General features: G+C 61.2%; 15 protein-coding genes and 1 pseudogene. 7 read left to right on the forward strand and 9 right to left on the reverse strand.

What is annotated here, in order from left to right:
• Nucleotides 1-137 precede the first annotated feature (137 nt).
• Nucleotides 138-557: a hypothetical protein gene (locus YA0848_RS27685; protein ID WP_047881712.1), complete on the reverse strand. Its 420-nt coding sequence runs from the start codon at nt 555-557 to the stop codon at nt 138-140.
• Entirely contained in the window at nt 535-918 is a 384-nt protein-coding gene (locus YA0848_RS27690; protein ID WP_047881713.1) for a polymorphic toxin type 44 domain-containing protein, read from the reverse strand. The genes YA0848_RS27685 and YA0848_RS27690 overlap by 23 nt, the downstream gene beginning before the upstream one ends.
• Nucleotides 919-1,063: 145 nt before the next feature.
• On the opposite strand from YA0848_RS27690, the pseudogene YA0848_RS36195 reads away from it, so the two are divergent.
• Nucleotides 1,064-1,174, forward strand: a pseudogene (locus YA0848_RS36195) (HigA family addiction module antitoxin); the annotation flags it as partial.
• A gap of 20 nt (nt 1,175-1,194) precedes the next feature.
• Here YA0848_RS36195 and YA0848_RS27695 read toward each other — a convergent pair.
• Nucleotides 1,195-1,830: an NBR1-Ig-like domain-containing protein gene (locus YA0848_RS27695; RefSeq protein WP_232925197.1), complete on the reverse strand. Its 636-nt coding sequence runs from the start codon at nt 1,828-1,830 to the stop codon at nt 1,195-1,197.
• Between the two features lie 294 nt (nt 1,831-2,124).
• Between YA0848_RS27695 and YA0848_RS27700 the strand changes: the two genes are divergently transcribed.
• Nucleotides 2,125-2,931 carry a 2OG-Fe(II) oxygenase family protein gene (locus YA0848_RS27700; RefSeq protein WP_047881714.1) on the forward strand — a complete coding sequence of 269 codons (807 nt, stop codon included), beginning with the start codon at nt 2,125-2,127 and terminating at the stop codon, nt 2,929-2,931.
• Between the two features lie 22 nt (nt 2,932-2,953).
• Entirely contained in the window at nt 2,954-3,589 is a 636-nt protein-coding gene (locus tag YA0848_RS27705; RefSeq protein WP_034101252.1) for a LysE/ArgO family amino acid transporter, read from the forward strand.
• Between the two features lie 54 nt (nt 3,590-3,643).
• Here YA0848_RS27705 and YA0848_RS27710 read toward each other — a convergent pair whose 3' ends face one another.
• From YA0848_RS27710 to pilG, 6 genes are read right to left on the reverse strand one after another with little or no spacing between them, the layout of a single operon-like run.
• The gene (locus tag YA0848_RS27710; protein WP_034101253.1) at nt 3,644-4,099 is read right to left on the reverse strand and encodes a chemotaxis protein CheW; all 456 of its coding nucleotides are present in this window, start codon (nt 4,097-4,099) and stop codon (nt 3,644-3,646) included.
• Nucleotides 4,092-9,911 (reverse strand): Hpt domain-containing protein, encoded by a 5,820-nt coding sequence (locus tag YA0848_RS27715; protein WP_034101254.1) that lies wholly within the window; start codon nt 9,909-9,911, stop codon nt 4,092-4,094. The genes YA0848_RS27710 and YA0848_RS27715 overlap by 8 nt, the downstream gene beginning before the upstream one ends.
• A 53-nt stretch (nt 9,912-9,964) precedes the next feature.
• Nucleotides 9,965-12,016, reverse strand: coding sequence for a methyl-accepting chemotaxis protein (locus YA0848_RS27720; RefSeq protein WP_034101256.1), 2,052 nt, complete (start codon nt 12,014-12,016; stop codon nt 9,965-9,967).
• Complete coding sequence (locus YA0848_RS27725) at nt 12,013-12,537, reverse strand: chemotaxis protein CheW (protein WP_169903002.1); 525 nt, start codon at nt 12,535-12,537, stop codon at nt 12,013-12,015. Before YA0848_RS27725 ends, YA0848_RS27720 begins: the two co-directional genes overlap by 4 nt.
• 12 nt (nt 12,538-12,549) lie before the next feature.
• Nucleotides 12,550-12,915 carry a twitching motility response regulator PilH gene (gene pilH / locus YA0848_RS27730; RefSeq protein ID WP_034101258.1) on the reverse strand — a complete coding sequence of 122 codons (366 nt, stop codon included), beginning with the start codon at nt 12,913-12,915 and terminating at the stop codon, nt 12,550-12,552.
• A 47-nt stretch (nt 12,916-12,962) separates the two neighbouring features.
• On the reverse strand, nt 12,963-13,370 hold the full coding sequence (gene pilG, locus YA0848_RS27735) for a twitching motility response regulator PilG (protein WP_169903001.1): 408 nt from the start codon (nt 13,368-13,370) through the stop codon (nt 12,963-12,965).
• 238 nt (nt 13,371-13,608) lie between these two features.
• Between pilG and gshB the strand changes: the two genes are divergently transcribed.
• From gshB to ruvX, 4 genes are all read left to right on the forward strand, one after another.
• On the forward strand, nt 13,609-14,562 hold the full coding sequence (gene gshB, locus YA0848_RS27740) for a glutathione synthase (protein ID WP_040267003.1): 954 nt from the start codon (nt 13,609-13,611) through the stop codon (nt 14,560-14,562).
• 77 nt (nt 14,563-14,639) lie between these two features.
• Nucleotides 14,640-15,545: an energy transducer TonB gene (locus YA0848_RS27745; protein ID WP_169902999.1), complete on the forward strand. Its 906-nt coding sequence runs from the start codon at nt 14,640-14,642 to the stop codon at nt 15,543-15,545.
• Between the two features lie 53 nt (nt 15,546-15,598).
• Nucleotides 15,599-16,168 (forward strand): YqgE/AlgH family protein, encoded by a 570-nt coding sequence (locus YA0848_RS27750; protein WP_034115354.1) that lies wholly within the window; start codon nt 15,599-15,601, stop codon nt 16,166-16,168.
• A complete protein-coding gene (ruvX, locus tag YA0848_RS27755; protein ID WP_003176676.1) occupies nt 16,168-16,605 on the forward strand; it encodes a Holliday junction resolvase RuvX in 438 nt (145 codons plus the stop codon). The genes YA0848_RS27750 and ruvX overlap by 1 nt, the downstream gene beginning before the upstream one ends.
• Nucleotides 16,606-16,628: the final 23 nt, after the last annotated feature.

Genomic DNA, 16,628 nt, shown 5'->3' on the forward strand with positions numbered 1-16,628 from the left:
GCAGAGTGTCAGTTGATACATCACTTATGACCCACCGCTATCGGGGCACGCCCCTTCTACATTTGCTCAGTAGGTCTGTTTGGGACAAGTTCGTGCACGGCCCAAAATCTTGCAGGAGAAATCCGAAGCCCCCAGGCCTACAGCCTCATATCAATGCTCACCGCCTCCAAGCCTTCAAGCGGATAGCTGCGGTATTCATAAACCTCCCCACGAACAATGAGATGGAGAGCTCCATCCTTCTGGATCACTTGGACATCAGGCTCTTTGGTTTTTAGAAATGGATGTGCCGAGACCAATGACGTGAGTATTTCGTGATCATTATCCAGATCCTTATGCACGTAGTACCTGTAGGAAAAGCCCACCGTCGCACCACCCTGATTATCCCGCACGCCATAAAGGGAGTTGCCGTTACTCAAGGAATGCTTGAGTACGACCTCATCCAACTCCGGCGTACCGGGGCTCATCAACCAACCAACGCCCAAGTACCCGAGACACACCACCAGCAGCCCATTGAGCAAGACCTGGACCGGCCACTTAATACCCTTGAGCTCTGGCATATTCGATGCCCTCCTTGATCCAGTGCTGGTCGCTATGGTCATCGCCATAAGGCGCATCACCCCACCAGTCTCCAAACTCCGGCCGAGATGTCCCCGCCGCTTTTTGCGCAGCACCGGCTGCTCTCAATAACACGCCTTCAGGAATCCCCAACACCGTACCGGTAACCCCATAGTTAAAGTTACCGAACGCCTCGTACTCGCGACTTTTCTGTTTGTAATCCCAAGGGCCACGCCCTCTGACTTGTGAATAAAACCATGAATAGGTGAACGCCGAACCTGGCTTCAAATGCATCCTGCGGTTGTTGGCCAGGGCGATATTGTCTTGCAGCGAAACGCCTTGGGGCATTGGAGGGACAGCCATTTGCGAATCCTTGCTGATGGGGTTGAGCGTCAAAAGCTAGCACTCGAAAATCAGCCAAAACTCGGGAAAAGAACTTACAGAAGCTTCACACTACTTTTCGATCTACGTCTTACATCTGTTAGGGGCAAAGTAAGACTTTATTGGGGCCGGCGTGAGTACCGCATGGCGATGGCCGTCGATGCAAAGTACCTACGACTTGTGGCAGGCCGAGCATCGGGAGCAGCCAATGATTGAGCGGTTTGCGCGGATTGACTAAGGAAAAAGCCTACCGGACGCTCAACGCGCCATGACGTTAACCACTACATGCAAAATGAACGCAGGTCCGTAACAAGGTTTCCCCTGCTCATCCTCGATTCTCCAGACTGAAGCCACCGTGCAGGTCTCCTTGGGTGCTGCAAACTCCACACTGATATGCACCGGCTGGCCCGGCAGCGTATCGGCAATAGGGAGCTCGCTGTACAGGCTACGCAAATGAATATCCATCACAACCTCCAACTGACCCTGTGGATCGGTGCGGCGGGCAATCACATATTCCCTATCAACACGCACCAGTCGTCGCCCGCGCCAGGGTCGTGTCCCCAGGTTCTGAATCTCCCAGGTTTTCTGAAAAACTTCCCCCGGCAACACGACGGCTTGATCAGGCGTCGTGACATCGGCATTGAACACCGCAACGTCATCCGGATCATCAATACCTGCAGCCCGATTGGTGGTAGCCATTGAGTACGCATTAGCGGGCGCGCCTGTCAGGTCAGCGAAGTAGCGAAACAACAGCAAGGGAGAAACCTGCAATGCCTTCGCCAGCTTGATCAGCGTGCGTACCGACGGGTCCCTGGACGCTCCAGCCGCTAGACCGTACAGGTAGGTTCTGGAAATTCCTGCTTCCTTGGCCAGCGCAGTCAGCGGCTTGCCCAATTCGCGGCTGCGCCGTGCAACCAATGACCTGAGGGTATCTCGCGTTCTTATATTCATACGAAGTGTACGGTTCCCGTTTTTAGGTGAACGTCATTTCTTTGTCCGCCAAAAAAGACAACCTGTCCGCCGCCCCGTGTCTTGAACCATGCACACTCGCCACCTGCTGGCGCTGGCGATGTTGTGAAGGACATGGATGGAACCCTTTTAGCCGGTCATATCCAGTGTCGTAGTTTCTCGCATGCTTGCGAACCTAGTGTTTGTTGCATTCCTTTACATCTACCTTTGGATATAGCCATGAACCACATTAAAGCGTGCTGTGAATCCATTGCTCAAACAGGCTTCGGCACCCTGCAAATATCAGAAGCGATGCTGCTGGATTACAAAAAAATCGTTGATGGATACCCCGCAATATCACCAGCCACCAAAGCCTCGTTTTCCTTCGAAAAAGACACCGATGGATTTTTCCCCTTTGGCACTGAGTACTCGAGCCTTGAGGAGCAGCCAGACCTATGTGAGCGATTTTGTTACTGGCCTGCACATTCATTAAAACGAAGAGCCTTTGAATTCACACGAAGTGATTTTTTTGCCGTCGTCACAGCTTTTGAACAACAGGTCAGCGAGCTTGCCCAGGGATTGATGGACGGAATTTGCGCGGAGTTTGGAGCCACTTCGTTGAACTCTTTGCGTGCAGCGTCCTATCTGCAACTGTGTGTCTATGGAGCTAATTCCGGGTCGGGCCAGCGCCAGTTTGCTCAGGATCCTCACGAGGATGGTCATCTGTTGTCCTTTATCAAGCCTACTCGTGATGGCCTCGTTCTGGTTCGAGGCAGCTCGTTGGAGCCGGTGCGCCTCTTGGAGAACGAGGTAGCAATCTTGGCCGGATCGTTACTGACCGAGCTCTCGGATTGTGCGATTCCCGCTATGTACCACGCGGTTCTGACGCCTCGGAGACCAATGCCGCGAAGCTCTCTCATTTACTTCGTCAACCCTGATTCGGAGCAGGAACTGACAAGCTTTTTCCGCCACCAGCCGATCGACTTGAAAAACGCCGCCAACACGCGCCATACCAGCTTCGGTAATCACCCCCTTCAATTGATCTGATACCCAGGCGGCTGAGCGCTTCATGACTCCAGACTTCAACGCTTTTTATCTCGAAGGCCTGCTACTGGGCATCGGACTGTTCGCCGCTCCTGGACCGAAGGACACCCTGGTTATTCGCCAGGGTGTCAGTCGCAGCCCTGTCTGGGGGGTGGTGGCGGTATGCGTGTTCGCCGACATCATCCTCATCGCTCTTGGGGTCATGGGCTTGGGCTCGTTACTTGGCAGAGAGCCAGGTTTCGTGGCGTTTCTGCTGCTGTCGGGAGCGGCCTATCTATTGTGGTTCGGCTGGCAGCGGTTATTGGCTTGTCTGCGTAACCAATCGATGCCGGACACTCGAAGCAACCTCACCTCACAACGGGGATTGCTGCGCACAGCGGTGATACTTGGATTTGCCAATCCGTATGCTTGGCTGGATACCGTGGTGCTAATTGGCTCTATTGGCGCGGCAAAGCCCGTCAGCCAACAAGCGCTCTTTGCCAGCGGAGCAATGACCGCGTCGCTGGTGTGGTTTGTAGTTTTGGCGTTAGGGTGCCAGAGGTTGACGGGGCTATTTCGTTCGGCGAAGGTCTGGCGTTTATTGGACGCAGGCGTGGTGATTTTGATGGTGTATCTGGCGGGTATGCTGATTGCTGATTTTCATCAGCTGCAGCGTCTCTGAACCGGAAAAGGCCCTCATCACAGGACGCCTTTCATTTCTCAGAAAATGCGCAGCTCAGGCCAGGCCTGACTCGACCAGCAAGGCTTCCAGCCCCATTAAATCCGGCACCTTCGCCACATGTTCGCCCACCTGCACCGCTGCCAGCTCCAGCGGGCTGAGCGGCACGTCCACGTAGCTCAACTCGCTGTCGAGCTTGTAGGAGCGTGGGATGCCTTGGATCACCAGGGCGATGAACTTCAAGGTTGGCCACCCGCCCAGGGCATTCAGCACCACGATGCGTGAGCGTTCGCCGACGACAAGGGCTTCGCCGCAAGCAGCTTCAAAGCTGATCAGGGGGATTTGCCGCTCACGCCAGGTGACTTGCCGCAAGTACCAGGGCGGGGCGTCGCTGGCTGGTTCGCCGCGTTGGAAGTCGATCAGTTCGGCGATGGCGACGTTGGGCAGGATCAAATGCCGGTCGGCCAGGGGCAGCAGCAAGCCGGTGACTTGGCTGGCGCGGTGGTCAAGCATGGGACTTGCTCCAGTAGGCGATGCTCTCCAACAGCACCGACTCCTGGTACGGCTTGCCCAGGTAGTCGTTGACGCCGATGGCCATAGCGCGGTCGCGGTGTTTCTGGCCGGTGCGCGAGGTGATCATGATGATCGGCAGGCGCATCAGCCGTGGGTCGTTGCGCACTTGGATCGCCACTTCGAAGCCGTCCATGCGGGGCATTTCGATATCCAGCAGCATCAGGTCCGGGGTGTGTTCTTCGAGCACGGCCAGGGCGTCGATGCCGTCCTTGGCGGTGAGCACGTTCATGCCGTTGCGTTCCAGCAGGCGGCTGGTGACTTTGCGCACCGTCACCGAATCGTCGACCACCAGCACCAGCAGCGGGCGTTTTTTCAACGGGTCGTTGAGGATCAGCGGCGCATCGCTCGCCTGGGCCGGCAACACCGGTGGCCGGGCGCGGATATGCGCCAGCAGGTCGATGATCAGCACCACGCGACCGTCCCCCAGAATGGTCGCCCCCGACACGCCTTTTACCCCGGCAAATTGCGGGCCCAGGCCCTTGACTACAATCTCGCGCGTTCCGGCCATGGCGTCCACATGCACCGCCACATGCCGCTCGTTGCACTGCACCAGCAACACCGGCACCGGCTGGTACTGGCCCAGCAGTTTCGGCCGCGCGACGGTGTGCAGCAGGTCGCCCAAGTAGAACAGCTCATAGCGCTGGCCGGCATATTCGTAGAACGGCGGGTCCTGCTGATAGTGGCCCGCCAGCTCATGGGGCAGCACACGCACCAGGCCCTCTATGGTGTTGAGCGGGATCGCGTATTGCTCGTCCGCGCACTGCACCATCAAGGCACGATTGACCGACACCGTGAACGGCAGGCGGATGCGGAAATGCACGCCCTGCCCTGGCGTCGAGTCGATCACCATCGAACCGCCGAGCTGGCGCACTTCTTCATGCACCACGTCCATGCCCACGCCGCGCCCGGAAATCTGGGTGATTTTTTCCGCAGTGGAAAAGCCCGGTTGCAGGATGAACTGCAACACATCGCGGTCGCTGATCTCTTGCTGAGGGCCCAGCAGGCCGCGCTTGATCGCCTTGCGCCGCACCGCGTCCAGCGGCACGCCGGCGCCGTCGTCGCGCATGTCGAAAATGATATCGCCGCCTTCGTGGGTCAGGTCCAGGGTGATGCGGCCTTTCTGCGGTTTACCGGCAGCCAGGCGCACCTCCCGAGATTCCAAGCCGTGGTCGACGGCGTTGCGCAACATGTGCTCCAACGGCGCCACCATGCGCTCCAGCACGTTGCGGTCCATTTCGCCCTCGGCATTGCCGACGATGAACTCGACATCTTTGCCCAACTCACTCGCCACCTGCCGCACGATGCGTTTGAGCCGTGGCAGCATGCGTTCGAACGGCACCATACGGGTGCGCATCAGGCCTTCCTGCAACTCGGTATTGATGCGCGCCTGTTGCTGCAACAGGTTGTGCGCATCCTGGTTGCGCCGCTCCAGGGTTTCCTTGAGGTCGAGCAAGTCCGAGGCCGACTCGAACAACGCGCGGGACAGCTGTTGCAGTTGCGAGTGGCGGTCCATTTCCAGCGGGTCGAAGTCTTCATAGCCCAGGCGCTCGGCCTCGACCTGCTGGCGACTGAGAATGCGGCCCTGGGTTTCGGTGTCCAGGCGGCGCAATTGGTCGCGCATGCGCTCGATGGTGGTTTCCACCTCGTTGAGGGCGACGCCGGCATCGTTGATCTGTTGCTCGATGCGCCCGCGGAAGATCGAGGTTTCGCCGGCCAGGTTGACCAGATCATCGAGCAGATCCGCCGAGATTTTCACCGTATCGGCGGCCGGGTCCACCGCCGCCTCGGCCTTGCCCGCCGGCAATGCCACCGGTGTCGGCGACTCGTTGCTGGGGTGCACCAGGCTCTTGATGCGCTCGATCAGTTTGTCCACCGAACCCACCGGCAAGCCGTCGGCCACCGCGTCGATCATCTGCGCCAGGCGGTCGTGGCAGCCTTGCAGCAGCGCGAACAGCTCCGGGCTCGCAACCAGTTGGCCAGCGGACAACCCTTCGTAGAGAAACTCCAGTTCATGGGCCAGGTCGCCAATCGGGCCGATCTCGACCATGCGCGCGCCGCCCTTGAGGGTGTGCAGGTCGCGCAGCAGGGTTTCGACTTCCTGGCGGCTGCTCGGCTCGGCCTGCCAGCGCAGCAGCGCGGCGCCGGAGCTATCGAGGATGTCGGCAGCCTCTTCGAGGAAAATCTCCAGCAGTTCCGGGTCGGCGCTTGATGCTTCCACCGCCGGCGTCGGGGCCGTGGGGGTGCCGTTATGACGCAACGCCCGGACCTTGGCGACCAGCTCCGTACTGTCGCTCAAGGGCTTGTGCTGGTGCAGCTCTTCCAGTTGCAGCGCGAGCCGTTCATGGCTGGCCATCAATATGTGCGAGAGTTCGTTGGAATAGCTATAGCGCCGGTCGACCAGACCTTCGTAAAGGCATTCCAATTCATGGGCCAGCTCAGCCACCGGCTCTATCTCGGCCATGCGTGCGCCGCCCTTGAGGGTGTGCAGGTCACGCTGCAACGACGACAACGGCGCCATGCTCTCGGGTTCCAGCAACCAGCGCTTGAGGGACTGCCCGGCGCTATCGAGGATATCCACCGCTTCTTCCAGGAAAATCTCGACGATCTCGTCGTCCACAGTGGTGGCGTGATCCAACTGCCGCGTCGCCGCGCCCAGTTCGGCGATGCTCGGCGCACGGTCGCCCTGGTGGGTAATCAGGCCGGTGGCGGCCGGATCGAGGGCTTCGTCCAGCAGCTCGCGCAAGGCGTGTACCCGGGCCGGTGCGGGGCTGATTTCCTGGCCGGCGGCGAGCTGGTCGAGCATGTTGATCAACGCGTCATGGGCCTGTTCGGCCTCCTGGAAAAACCGTGCGCTGACTGCCAGGCTGCTTTCTTCCACAGCGCCGTACAGGTCGAGCAAGGCTTCGCAGAGTTCGTCGATGGCATGCAGGTCGGCGTGCTGCGCGCCTTCGCCGAGGGTGGTCAACTCATCCAGCAAGGCCGTGAGTTCCTGGCGTTCGCCGGGGTGTTGCTGCCAGCGACGCAGCAGGTTTTCGGCGTCGAGCAGGATATCCATGCCCTGGGCCAGGAAGTCAGCGATCAGTTGCGGATTGCGCTTGATGCGCAGGCCGGCGGTGGGCGCATCGAGCAGCGCCTGGAGCTGGCGTTCGAGCAACTGTTGGGTGCGAGCAATCAGGTCCGCCGCGCCTTTGATCGGCGCCAGGGGGTTGCTGTCCAGCTGACGCAACCCTCGCTGGAACAGGCCCTCGGCTTCCAGCAGCAGTTCCACTTCATCCAGATCCAGCGGTAAGCGGTGAGCCTTGTACTCGCGGGTCAGGTGGTCGAGCGGCCGCGCCAGTTCGGCGATGGGCGACACACCGGCCATGTAGGCACTGCCCTTGAGGGTGTGCAGGGCGCGTTGCAGTTCATCGCTGACTTGCAGCGGCACATGCTCGGCGGCCTGCTCCAGGAAGTGGTTGAGGCTGTCGAGATGGCTCTGGGCTTCGTTGCGGAAAATCTCCAGCAGCATCGGGTCATGGGCATCAGCGGAGGCCACCGCGGCACCGCTGGCCAACCCATGGGCACGAGCGGCCAGGGCGTCGACTTCATCGCGCTGGCGTTGGGCGCCCTGGGCAAAATCGGCAATCAATTCCGGCAACAGTGCCACGGTTTCATCCAACACCTGTTGCACCTCGGGGCCCAGGGCCACGCTGCGCTCCAGTACGCGGTTGAGCAGGTTCTCCACCGCCCAGGCCAGCTCCGCCAGCACCAGGGCGCGCACCATGCGGCCGCTGCCTTTTAAGGTGTGGAACGCGCGGCGCATCTCGCCTTGGGCGGTTTTATCCGCGCTGTTCGGCAAATAGCGGTGCAGCACCTCAAGGACTTCCTCAGTCTCTTCGAGGAAGACCTCACGCAGCTCGTCGTCGATAGGCGCTTCGTCGGCGGGCGGCGGCAACAGGCTGCCGGGGCGCTGCAACGCGGGAGGGTTGAGGCGCGAGGTGGGGCTGGCCAATGCGTCGAGTTGGGATTGGTTGGGGGCCGTGTCGGTGGAGAGTGCGCCGTCCGGTGCGACCAGCGCCTGGCGCCAGGGTTTTTCCTCCGGCAGGTATCCAAGGGCAGCCAAGCCCTGGGTGGCCAGTTCCAGCACCCGTTCACCGGCTGCATCCGGATCTTGGAGCATGCGTTCGAGGTAGTACTCCAGGCTGCTGATCACGTCCGCGAAGTGCGCCAACTGCGTCTCGCTCGGCGGCTGTTCGTCGACCATCAACTGCGCATCCACGTAATCGCTGCAACCGCGCATCAGGCTGGCCGCCCGTGGCAGTGGGATCATGGCCAGCGCGCCGCGCACCTGGCTCAGCAGTTCCGGCAGGGATTCCAGGCGCTGGCGGTCCCAGTCGGCTTCGAGGCAATCAATCACCAGTTCTTTGGCCTGGCGCAGGCACTGGCAGGATTCGCGGATCACCAACTGGTGGATCTGGGTCAGGTCGGTGGTGGGCAAGCGGCTTTCTTCGCGGCTTTCCGGCTCAACGGTTCCGGCCATACCGGCCAACGTGGCTTCGACATACAGCAACGCGCCGGCCACATCCATCAGCACCGCATCGTCCGGTTCACGATGCCCCTGGGCCAGGCTCAACACCACGGCGAGCTGGTCGATAATCACTTTGCGCGGCTGGCCGAAGCCCAACACCGCCAGGGTATCGGCGATCTGTCGCAACGGCGCCAGCAGCGCGTCAAGGTCACTGGCGTGCTGACGGTCGCTGCGCACGAACAGGTCCAGACGCTCCTTGACCCGCACCAATTCCTCGCACAATGCGCCGAGCACCGACCCCATGGCATTGCGATCGGGCCCGGCCATGCGCGCGCGCTCGGCATCCACCACAGCGCTGTCGGGCAAGGCTTCGTCCAGGCCGTAACGTTCTTTCAGGCTCTGCATGCGCGGCGTCGGCCGGGTGACCTTGGCGACATAGAACAGCAGGCTTTTGAGCAACTCATCCGGTGCCGGTTGGTTGATGCCGTTGATGCCCTGGGCCAGCAGGCGCTTGAGTTGCTTGTCGCTGGCCTTGAGCAGGCTGCGCAGCGCCGGGCTGTTGGCAATCACGCCAGTGAGCATGCCCTCCACCAGCGCCGAGGTCACTTGCCATAACGGCAACAGTGGCGCGCCCTGGCACAGCGCTTCGAGACGCGCGAACACCCGCGCCATGTCTTCCAGATTGCTTGGGCCGTGATCTTCGCGCAGCAGCCCGACCAAGGCCTGTTGCAGCAGGTGGTGCCATTGGCGCAATTGGGTCGGCAGATCGGGCCCGGCGCGCTGGGCCAGGGCGTCTTCGGGTAAAGGTGCGATCGACAGCAGTTGCGGGCTGAACAGGCTGGTTTCCGAGAGCAGGCTTTCTCCGCGCGCACTGCGCAGGTCGTTGAGCAGCGGCAGCACCACCAACGGCAGGTCGCGGCGGGCGCTATGTACGCGTTCGAGGTACAGCGGCAATTGGCCGAGAGCTTGTTGCAGCAGGCCGATGCTCTCATCGCGCTGCCCCACCTGCCCGTCGCGCAGGGCCAGGGCCAGGGCCTCGATCTCCTCGGCCAGCAGCGCCGCGCCGTAGAACTCGACCATTTGCAGCGCGCCATGCACCTGATGGATACCGGCCAGGCATTCGTCGATCACATCGCCGTCGGCGGTTTCGACATAAGCGTCCAGCGCCGAGCGGGCGTGTTGCAGGGTCTCGGCAATGTCGCCCTTGACCCATTCGAGGGCCACGTAGTCGTGCCGGTCAACCATAACTGCTCCGCTTTGAATTCATGAGTTGCTGGTGTTCTTGAAACCTGTACCTATCAACTGTCGACCTGTTTGGGCGGCGGCAGGGTGAAGCCCGACACCGACCGGCGTAACTGGCTGGCCATCTTCGCCAGGTTACCGATGCTCTCGGCAGTGGCGGTGGAGCCCGACGAGGTCTGCGTGGTGATCTGCTGGATCACATTCATGGTCAGGGAGATCTGCCCCGCCGACGAGGTTTGCTGTTGCGCCGCGTTGGAGATGCTCTGGATCAGCGCCGCCAGGGTTTTCGACACGCCTTCGATTTCCTCCAGCGCCACCCCGGCGTCCTGGGCCAACCGCGCGCCGCGCACCACTTCGGTGGTGGTCTGCTCCATGGAGATCACGGCTTCGTTGGTGTCGGCCTGGATCGCCCGCACCAGGGTCTCGATCTGCCGAGTGGCGGCCGACGAACGCTCGGCCAGGCGTTGCACTTCATCGGCCACCACCGCGAAACCACGCCCGGCATCCCCGGCCATGCTGGCCTGGATCGCCGCATTCAGGGCGAGGATGTTGGTCTGGTCGGCAATATCGTCGATCAGGCTGACGATATCGCCGATCTCCTGGGACGATTCGCCCAGGCGCTTGATGCGTTTGGCGGTGTCCTGGATCTGTTCGCGAATGTTGTCCATGCCATGGATGGTGTTGTGCACCACCTCATTGCCCTTGTTGGCGATTTCCACCGAGCGCTCGGCCACGGCCGAGGATTCGGCGGCGTTGGCCGACACCTGATCGATGGACTGGGCCATCTGATTGATCGCGGTGGACGCCTCGGCGATCTGCTGGGCCTGGTGCTCGGACGCCTGGGCCAGGTGCATGGCGGTGGCCTGGGTTTCCTGCACCGCGCCGGCCACTTGGCCGGCGGTGAGGTTGATGGTGGCCACCAGATCGCGCAACTGATCCACGGAATAGTTGATGGAATCGGCGATGGTGCCGGTGAAGTCCTCGGTGACCGACGCCGTCACGGTGAGATCGCCGTCGGCGAGGTCTTCGATTTCATCGAGCAGGCGCATGATCGCGTTCTGATTGCGCTCGTTCTTCTCGGCGGTTTCGTGCAGTTGGCGATTGGTCTCGCGCACCATCACCAGGCCGATCAGGATGATCGAGGTCAGCGCCAGCAAGCCCAGCACATAGCCGCCGATAGTGTCGAAGCTGCGCCCGCTGGCCAGGTTCTCGAAACCGGTGGCCAGGTGCGAGGCTTCATCGAGCAGGGTCTGGGACAGGTTGAAGATATTGCTCGCCGAGGCGCGCACCTGGAACAACTGCGGCGAGGTTTCGAGGATTTCATCCACCGAGCCGGACACGAACTCGAACAACTCGGCGATTTCCGCCAGCCGCGCGCGGGCATCGCGGTCTTCAACCTGGGTGATGCGCAGTCCTGGGTTGCCGTTGAGCATGCCATTGAGCACCTGGCCGAAGCGGTTGGCGTCACGGCCAAAGGCGTCGGCGGCTTGCACGGCGGTTTCGTCGCCGGCCAGCACGGTATTGACCGCGCCCAAGATACGTTCGGCCAGCAACGATTGGCGCTGGGCCACGGCCACCTGGCTGGCGGGTGCGCCGCGCTGCAACAGGATTTCGACGACTTTTTCCGACTCCATCTGCAATTGCGGCACGGTTTCGGCCAGAGTCGCGGCCACTTGATGCAGGGACAGCACCGTCTGCTCGCTGGCCAGAATCGCGTCGGTGTTCTTCAGCAGGGCTTCCCAATCGGTCTGCACCGCGCGCATTTCGGCGCGCACGGCGCTGGGGGCGGCGGGCAGGCCGGTTTGCGGGTCGCCTTTTTTCAGGTAGCCCCAGCGCTGGGCAAAGTCGTTGCGCGCCTCGCCCAGCAGCTTGAACGCCGCGGCTTTGCCGGCGGCGGCCTCGGTGGCGTTCTTGGCGATACGTTGGGACAGCACGCGCAATTCACCGGCGTGGCCGATGTACTGTTTGTCGTAGGTGGACTGGGTATTGAGGTAGGCGAAGTTGGCGAACAACAGCATGATGAACACGATCAGCGCGATAAACAGCACGATGATCTGCGAGCGGCTACGCGAGCCGGCCTGGGGTTTGACGGTGGTCGCGGTGGTCATGGGGCAACATCCATGAAACCTGGCGTCTGGGCCAGGGCGAACGGGCTGAAGACCTGCCACGACGGGTCGCCGTCGAAATGCCCCTGAATAAACGGCGCGTCCGGCGCGGCGTTGGCCAATAAGGCGTCCTGTGCGAAATGCTGCATGCCCACCACCTCGTCCACCAGCAACCCAACAAACAGGTCATTGAATTCCACCACCAGCACCCGCCGTTGCTTGCGCGCCCTGGACAGCGCCTCGCCAAGGAACCCACCAAGGTCCATCACCGGCAATAAACGCCCGCGCAGGTTAGCCACACCTCGTACCCAGGTCTTGACCCCGGGCATTAAAGTGCAACGTGGCTCATGCAAAACTTCGGCAACTTCTCCCATTGGCGCCACGAACCAATGGGCGCCCACCCGAAAGCCGATCCCGCTCCAGCGCTGCAAGCCGGCATCCTGGGAGGGCAGGTCGGCGGCCAGCAGGCGGCAGCGACGGTCGATGTCCAGCAACAGCTCGAAAGCGGTTTGCGACTCGGTCATGATGGCGTGCCGTCAGCCGGCCAGCACCTTGTTCAGGGTGGCGATCAGGGTGTCTTCGTCCACCGGTTTGGTCAGGTAATCCTTGGCACCCTGGCGCGCGCCCCAGATTTTGTCGGTTTCCTGATCTTTGGTGGTGATGATGATGATTGGGATGCCGTTGGTTTCCGGCTCTTTGGACAGCTGACGGGTGGCCTGGAAGCCATTGAGGCCCGGCATCACGATGTCCATCAGCACGGCGTCGGGTTTTTCCTGGCGGGCCAGGGCCACGCCGTCCGCGCCGTTTTCGGCCTTGAGCACTTCGTGGCCGTGCTTTTCCAGCATGCCGGTGAGTTTGTACATTTCGGTCGGCGAATCGTCGACGATCAGAACACGTGCCATGGTTTTTCCCCGCTACATTGGTCGGCGCCGGCCCTTGTGAGGCGGCGTCAGTGTGCTTGTTCCACTGCGGCGAACCCAGGCACATAGGCCTTGATTGCACCCAGCAGTTCTTCCTTGCTGAAAGGCTTGGTCAAAAACTGATCGACCCCCACGATGCGTCCCTTGGCCTTATCGAACAGGCCGTCCTTGGACGACAGCATGATCACCGGGATCGCCTTGAACGCCGGGTTGTTCTTCACCAGCGCGCAGGTCTGATAGCCATCCAGGCGCGGCATCATGATGTCGACAAAGATGATGTGCGGGTGATGATCCACGATCCGCGACAGGGCATCGAAACCGTCGATGGCCGTAATGACATCGCACCCCACGTTCTTCAACAGCGTCTCGGCGGTGCGGCGGATCGTTTTCGAATCGTCGATCACCATCACTCTCAAGGCGTTGGAATGCTGTTCCATATCTGCTCTACCATCGCCACAGCGAATCGGTTTTCGGTGTGTACTGCCTGACATTGCCCAAGATGAACGTCGCAAGCCTTGGAATTCAAGGGCTGCTGCGCCGTGGCAGCCTTTTTAGCACAGTCTCGGGGAGCAATCTATCGAGGCACTGGCCAGGTGGTTTTTCCTTGACCCACAACAGCGTCAGCGCCACTCTGACGCCACTTTTATGCGCCCCATTTGCTAGAGGAAATCCCCCATGAGCGTTCGCGTCGGCATTGTCATGGACCCTATCGCCAGCATTTCCTATAAAAAGGACAGCTCGCTGGCCATGCTCCTGGCCGCCCAGGCCCGCGGCTGGACCCTGTTCTATATGGAGCAGCGCGACCTGTACCAGGGTGAAGGCCAGGCTCGCGCACGCATGCGCCCGTTGCAGGTGTTCGCCAATCCTGAAAAGTGGTTCGAACTGCAAGACGAAATCGACAGCCCCCTGAGCGACCTGGACGTGATCCTGATGCGCAAGGACCCGCCGTTTGACATGGAATTCGTCTACTCCACGTACCTGCTGGAGCAGGCCGAACGCGACGGTGTGCTGATCGTCAACAAGCCGCAAAGCCTGCGCGACTGCAACGAAAAGCTGTTCGCTACCCTGTTCCCACAATGCACGCCGCCCACTGTGGTGAGCCGCCGCGCCGATGTGCTGCGTGAATTTGCCGCCAAGCACGGCGACGTAATCCTCAAACCCCTGGACGGCATGGGCGGCACTTCGATCTTCCGGCACCGCGCCGGTGACCCCAACCTGTCGGTGATCCTGGAAACCCTGACCGTGCTGGGTAGCCAGCAGATCATGGGCCAGGCATACCTGCCGGCGATCAAGGACGGCGACAAGCGCATCCTGATGATCGACGGCGAGCCGGTGGACTACTGCCTGGCGCGCATTCCTGCCGCCGGCGAGACCCGTGGCAACCTGGCCGCCGGTGGGCGCGGTGAGGCGCGGCCGCTGTCGGACAAGGACCGTTGGATCGCCGCCCAGGTCGGCCCGACCCTGCGGGAAAAAGGTCTGCTGTTTGTCGGCCTGGACGTAATCGGCGAGCATCTCACCGAAATCAACGTGACCAGCCCGACGTGCATTCGCGAGATCGACAACGCATTTGGCACGAACATCGGCGAAATGTTGATGGCTGCCATTGAGCGCAAGCTACAAGCCAAGTGACATAGAACAGCCGGATACACACCAACATTGCGTTATCATGCGCGACCTGTGAAACGCGCGATGTTGGTTTTCTTGTTATGACACTCCCGTCCGAGCTGCCCCCCGAACTCTCCCACAGCGGCGTGCGCCCGGCTGATCGGCTCGGTTTCACCCTGTTCCTGGCGGCGTTGATTCACCTGGCCGTCCTCCTCGGCGTGGGTTTCACCATGGTCGAGCCCAAGCAGATCACCAAGACCCTGGAAATCACCCTCTCCACCTTCAAAAGCGAAAAAAACCCCGAGAAAGCTGATTTTCTTGCTCAGGACAACCAGCAAGGCAGCGGCACGCTGGACAAGAAAGCCATCCCCAAGACCACTGAAGTGGCGCCTTTCCAGGACAACAAAGTCAATAAAGTCACGCCGCCGCCAGCGCCCAAGCCCGAGGTCAAACAGGCTGCACCCAAAGCGGCCGTGACCACCGTCGCCCCCAAGCCGCAGAAAGCCCCGACCACGCGCGAAAAGACCAAGACCGAGCCGCAGCCCGAACCGGTGAAACCGGCGCCGACGTTCGACAGCTCACAGTTGTCCGACCAAATCTCCAGCCTGGAAGCCGAACTGGCCAACGAACAACAGCTGTACGCCAAGCGCCCGCGTATCTACCGCCTGAATGCCGCCTCCACCATGCGCGACAAAGGTGCCTGGTATAAGGACGAATGGCGCAAGAAGGTCGAGCGCATCGGCAACTTGAATTACCCGGAAGAGGCCCGCCGCCAGCAGATCTACGGCAATTTGCGCCTATTGGTGTCGATCAACCGCGATGGCACCCTGTATGAGGTGCAGGTGCTGGAATCCTCCGGCCAGCCGCTGCTGGACCAGGCCGCCCAACGCATCGTACGTCTGGCTGCACCGTTTGCGCCCTTTACCGGGGACTTGAACGATGTGGACCGCCTGGAAATCATCCGCACCTGGAAATTCGCCAGGGGCGATCGCCTTTCCAGCAACTGATCGCGCTCACACCCGGCTTGTCAGTTCGCCCCTGCGCCGCCACACTAGCGGGCATGAAAAATGTCAGCCCGACCTACCTCAAGCACCAATTCCTGATCGCCATGCCCCATATGGCCGACCCGAACTTTGCGCATACCTTGACCTACATCGTCGAGCACACCGCCAACGGTGCCATGGGGTTGGTCGTCAATCGCCCGCAAGAGCTGAACCTGGCCGATATCCTTGAGCAATTGCGCCCCGAAGTAGACCCGCCTGCTCGTTGCCAGGGCGTGCCGATCTACATTGGCGGCCCGGTGCAGACCGATCGCGGCTTCGTGCTACACCCCACCGGGCCGACGTTCCAGGCCACGGTGGACCTGGACGGTGTGTCGCTGTCCACTTCCCAGGACGTATTGTTCGCCATCGCCGATGGCGTGGGGCCCGAGCACAGTGTGATCACCCTCGGCTATGCCGGCTGGGAGGCAGGGCAACTGGAAGCCGAGCTGGCCAGCAACGCCTGGCTGACCTGCCCGTTTGACGCCGAGATTCTGTTCGGCACCGCCAGCGAACTGCGCCTGGACGCGGCGGCGGCCAAGCTGGGGGTCAACCTCAACTTATTGACCAGCCAGGCGGGGCACGCCTGATGGCATTGCGCTTGATCCTCGGGTTTGACTACGGCACCAAGCAGATCGGCGTGGCGGTCGGCCAGGTCATCACCGGCCAGGCCCGCGAACTGTGCACGCTCAAAGCCCAGAACGGCATCCCGGACTGGAATCAGGTCGAAGCCCTGATCAAGGAATGGAAACCCGACGCCGTGGTGGTCGGCCTGCCCTTGAACATGGACGGCACGCCCAGCGATATGTGCCTGCGTGCGGAAAAGTTCGCCCGCCGCCTCAATGGCCGCTACAACATCCCCTTCTATACCCACGACGAACGCCTGACCACCTTCGAAGCCAAAGGTGAACGCAGAGACCGTGGCGGGCAGAAGGGCAGTTACCGCGACAATCCCGTGGATGCCATCGCCGCCGCCTTGCTGTTGCAGGGTTGGCTGGATGAAAACACTGCTTTATTTGAATCCTGACTGACGCGGCTTGCCGCGTCTTT

It is taken from the genome of Pseudomonas sp. S4_EA_1b, from assembly GCF_016307435.1.
GTDB classification, from domain to species: domain Bacteria; phylum Pseudomonadota; class Gammaproteobacteria; order Pseudomonadales; family Pseudomonadaceae; genus Aquipseudomonas; species Aquipseudomonas rhodesiae.

What these genes read in the sequence shown, in the direction of transcription:
- YA0848_RS27685 (WP_047881712.1), bottom strand. Translation starts at nt 557, where the DNA reads ATGCCAGAGCTCAAGGGTATTAAGTGGCCGGTCCAGGTCTTGCTCAAT.
- YA0848_RS27690 (WP_047881713.1), bottom strand. Translation starts at nt 918, where the DNA reads ATGGCTGTCCCTCCAATGCCCCAAGGCGTTTCGCTGCAAGACAATATC.
- YA0848_RS27700 (WP_047881714.1), top strand. Translation starts at nt 2,125, where the DNA reads ATGAACCACATTAAAGCGTGCTGTGAATCCATTGCTCAAACAGGCTTC.
- YA0848_RS27705 (WP_034101252.1), top strand. Translation starts at nt 2,954, where the DNA reads ATGACTCCAGACTTCAACGCTTTTTATCTCGAAGGCCTGCTACTGGGC.
- YA0848_RS27710 (WP_034101253.1), bottom strand. Translation starts at nt 4,099, where the DNA reads ATGCTTGACCACCGCGCCAGCCAAGTCACCGGCTTGCTGCTGCCCCTG.
- YA0848_RS27715 (WP_034101254.1), bottom strand. Translation starts at nt 9,911, where the DNA reads ATGGTTGACCGGCACGACTACGTGGCCCTCGAATGGGTCAAGGGCGAC.
- YA0848_RS27720 (WP_034101256.1), bottom strand. Translation starts at nt 12,016, where the DNA reads ATGACCACCGCGACCACCGTCAAACCCCAGGCCGGCTCGCGTAGCCGC.
- YA0848_RS27725 (WP_169903002.1), bottom strand. Translation starts at nt 12,537, where the DNA reads ATGACCGAGTCGCAAACCGCTTTCGAGCTGTTGCTGGACATCGACCGT.
- pilH (WP_034101258.1), bottom strand. Translation starts at nt 12,915, where the DNA reads ATGGCACGTGTTCTGATCGTCGACGATTCGCCGACCGAAATGTACAAA.
- pilG (WP_169903001.1), bottom strand. Translation starts at nt 13,370, where the DNA reads ATGGAACAGCATTCCAACGCCTTGAGAGTGATGGTGATCGACGATTCG.
- gshB (WP_040267003.1), top strand. Translation starts at nt 13,609, where the DNA reads ATGAGCGTTCGCGTCGGCATTGTCATGGACCCTATCGCCAGCATTTCC.
- YA0848_RS27745 (WP_169902999.1), top strand. Translation starts at nt 14,640, where the DNA reads ATGACACTCCCGTCCGAGCTGCCCCCCGAACTCTCCCACAGCGGCGTG.
- YA0848_RS27750 (WP_034115354.1), top strand. Translation starts at nt 15,599, where the DNA reads ATGAAAAATGTCAGCCCGACCTACCTCAAGCACCAATTCCTGATCGCC.
- ruvX (WP_003176676.1), top strand. Translation starts at nt 16,168, where the DNA reads ATGGCATTGCGCTTGATCCTCGGGTTTGACTACGGCACCAAGCAGATC.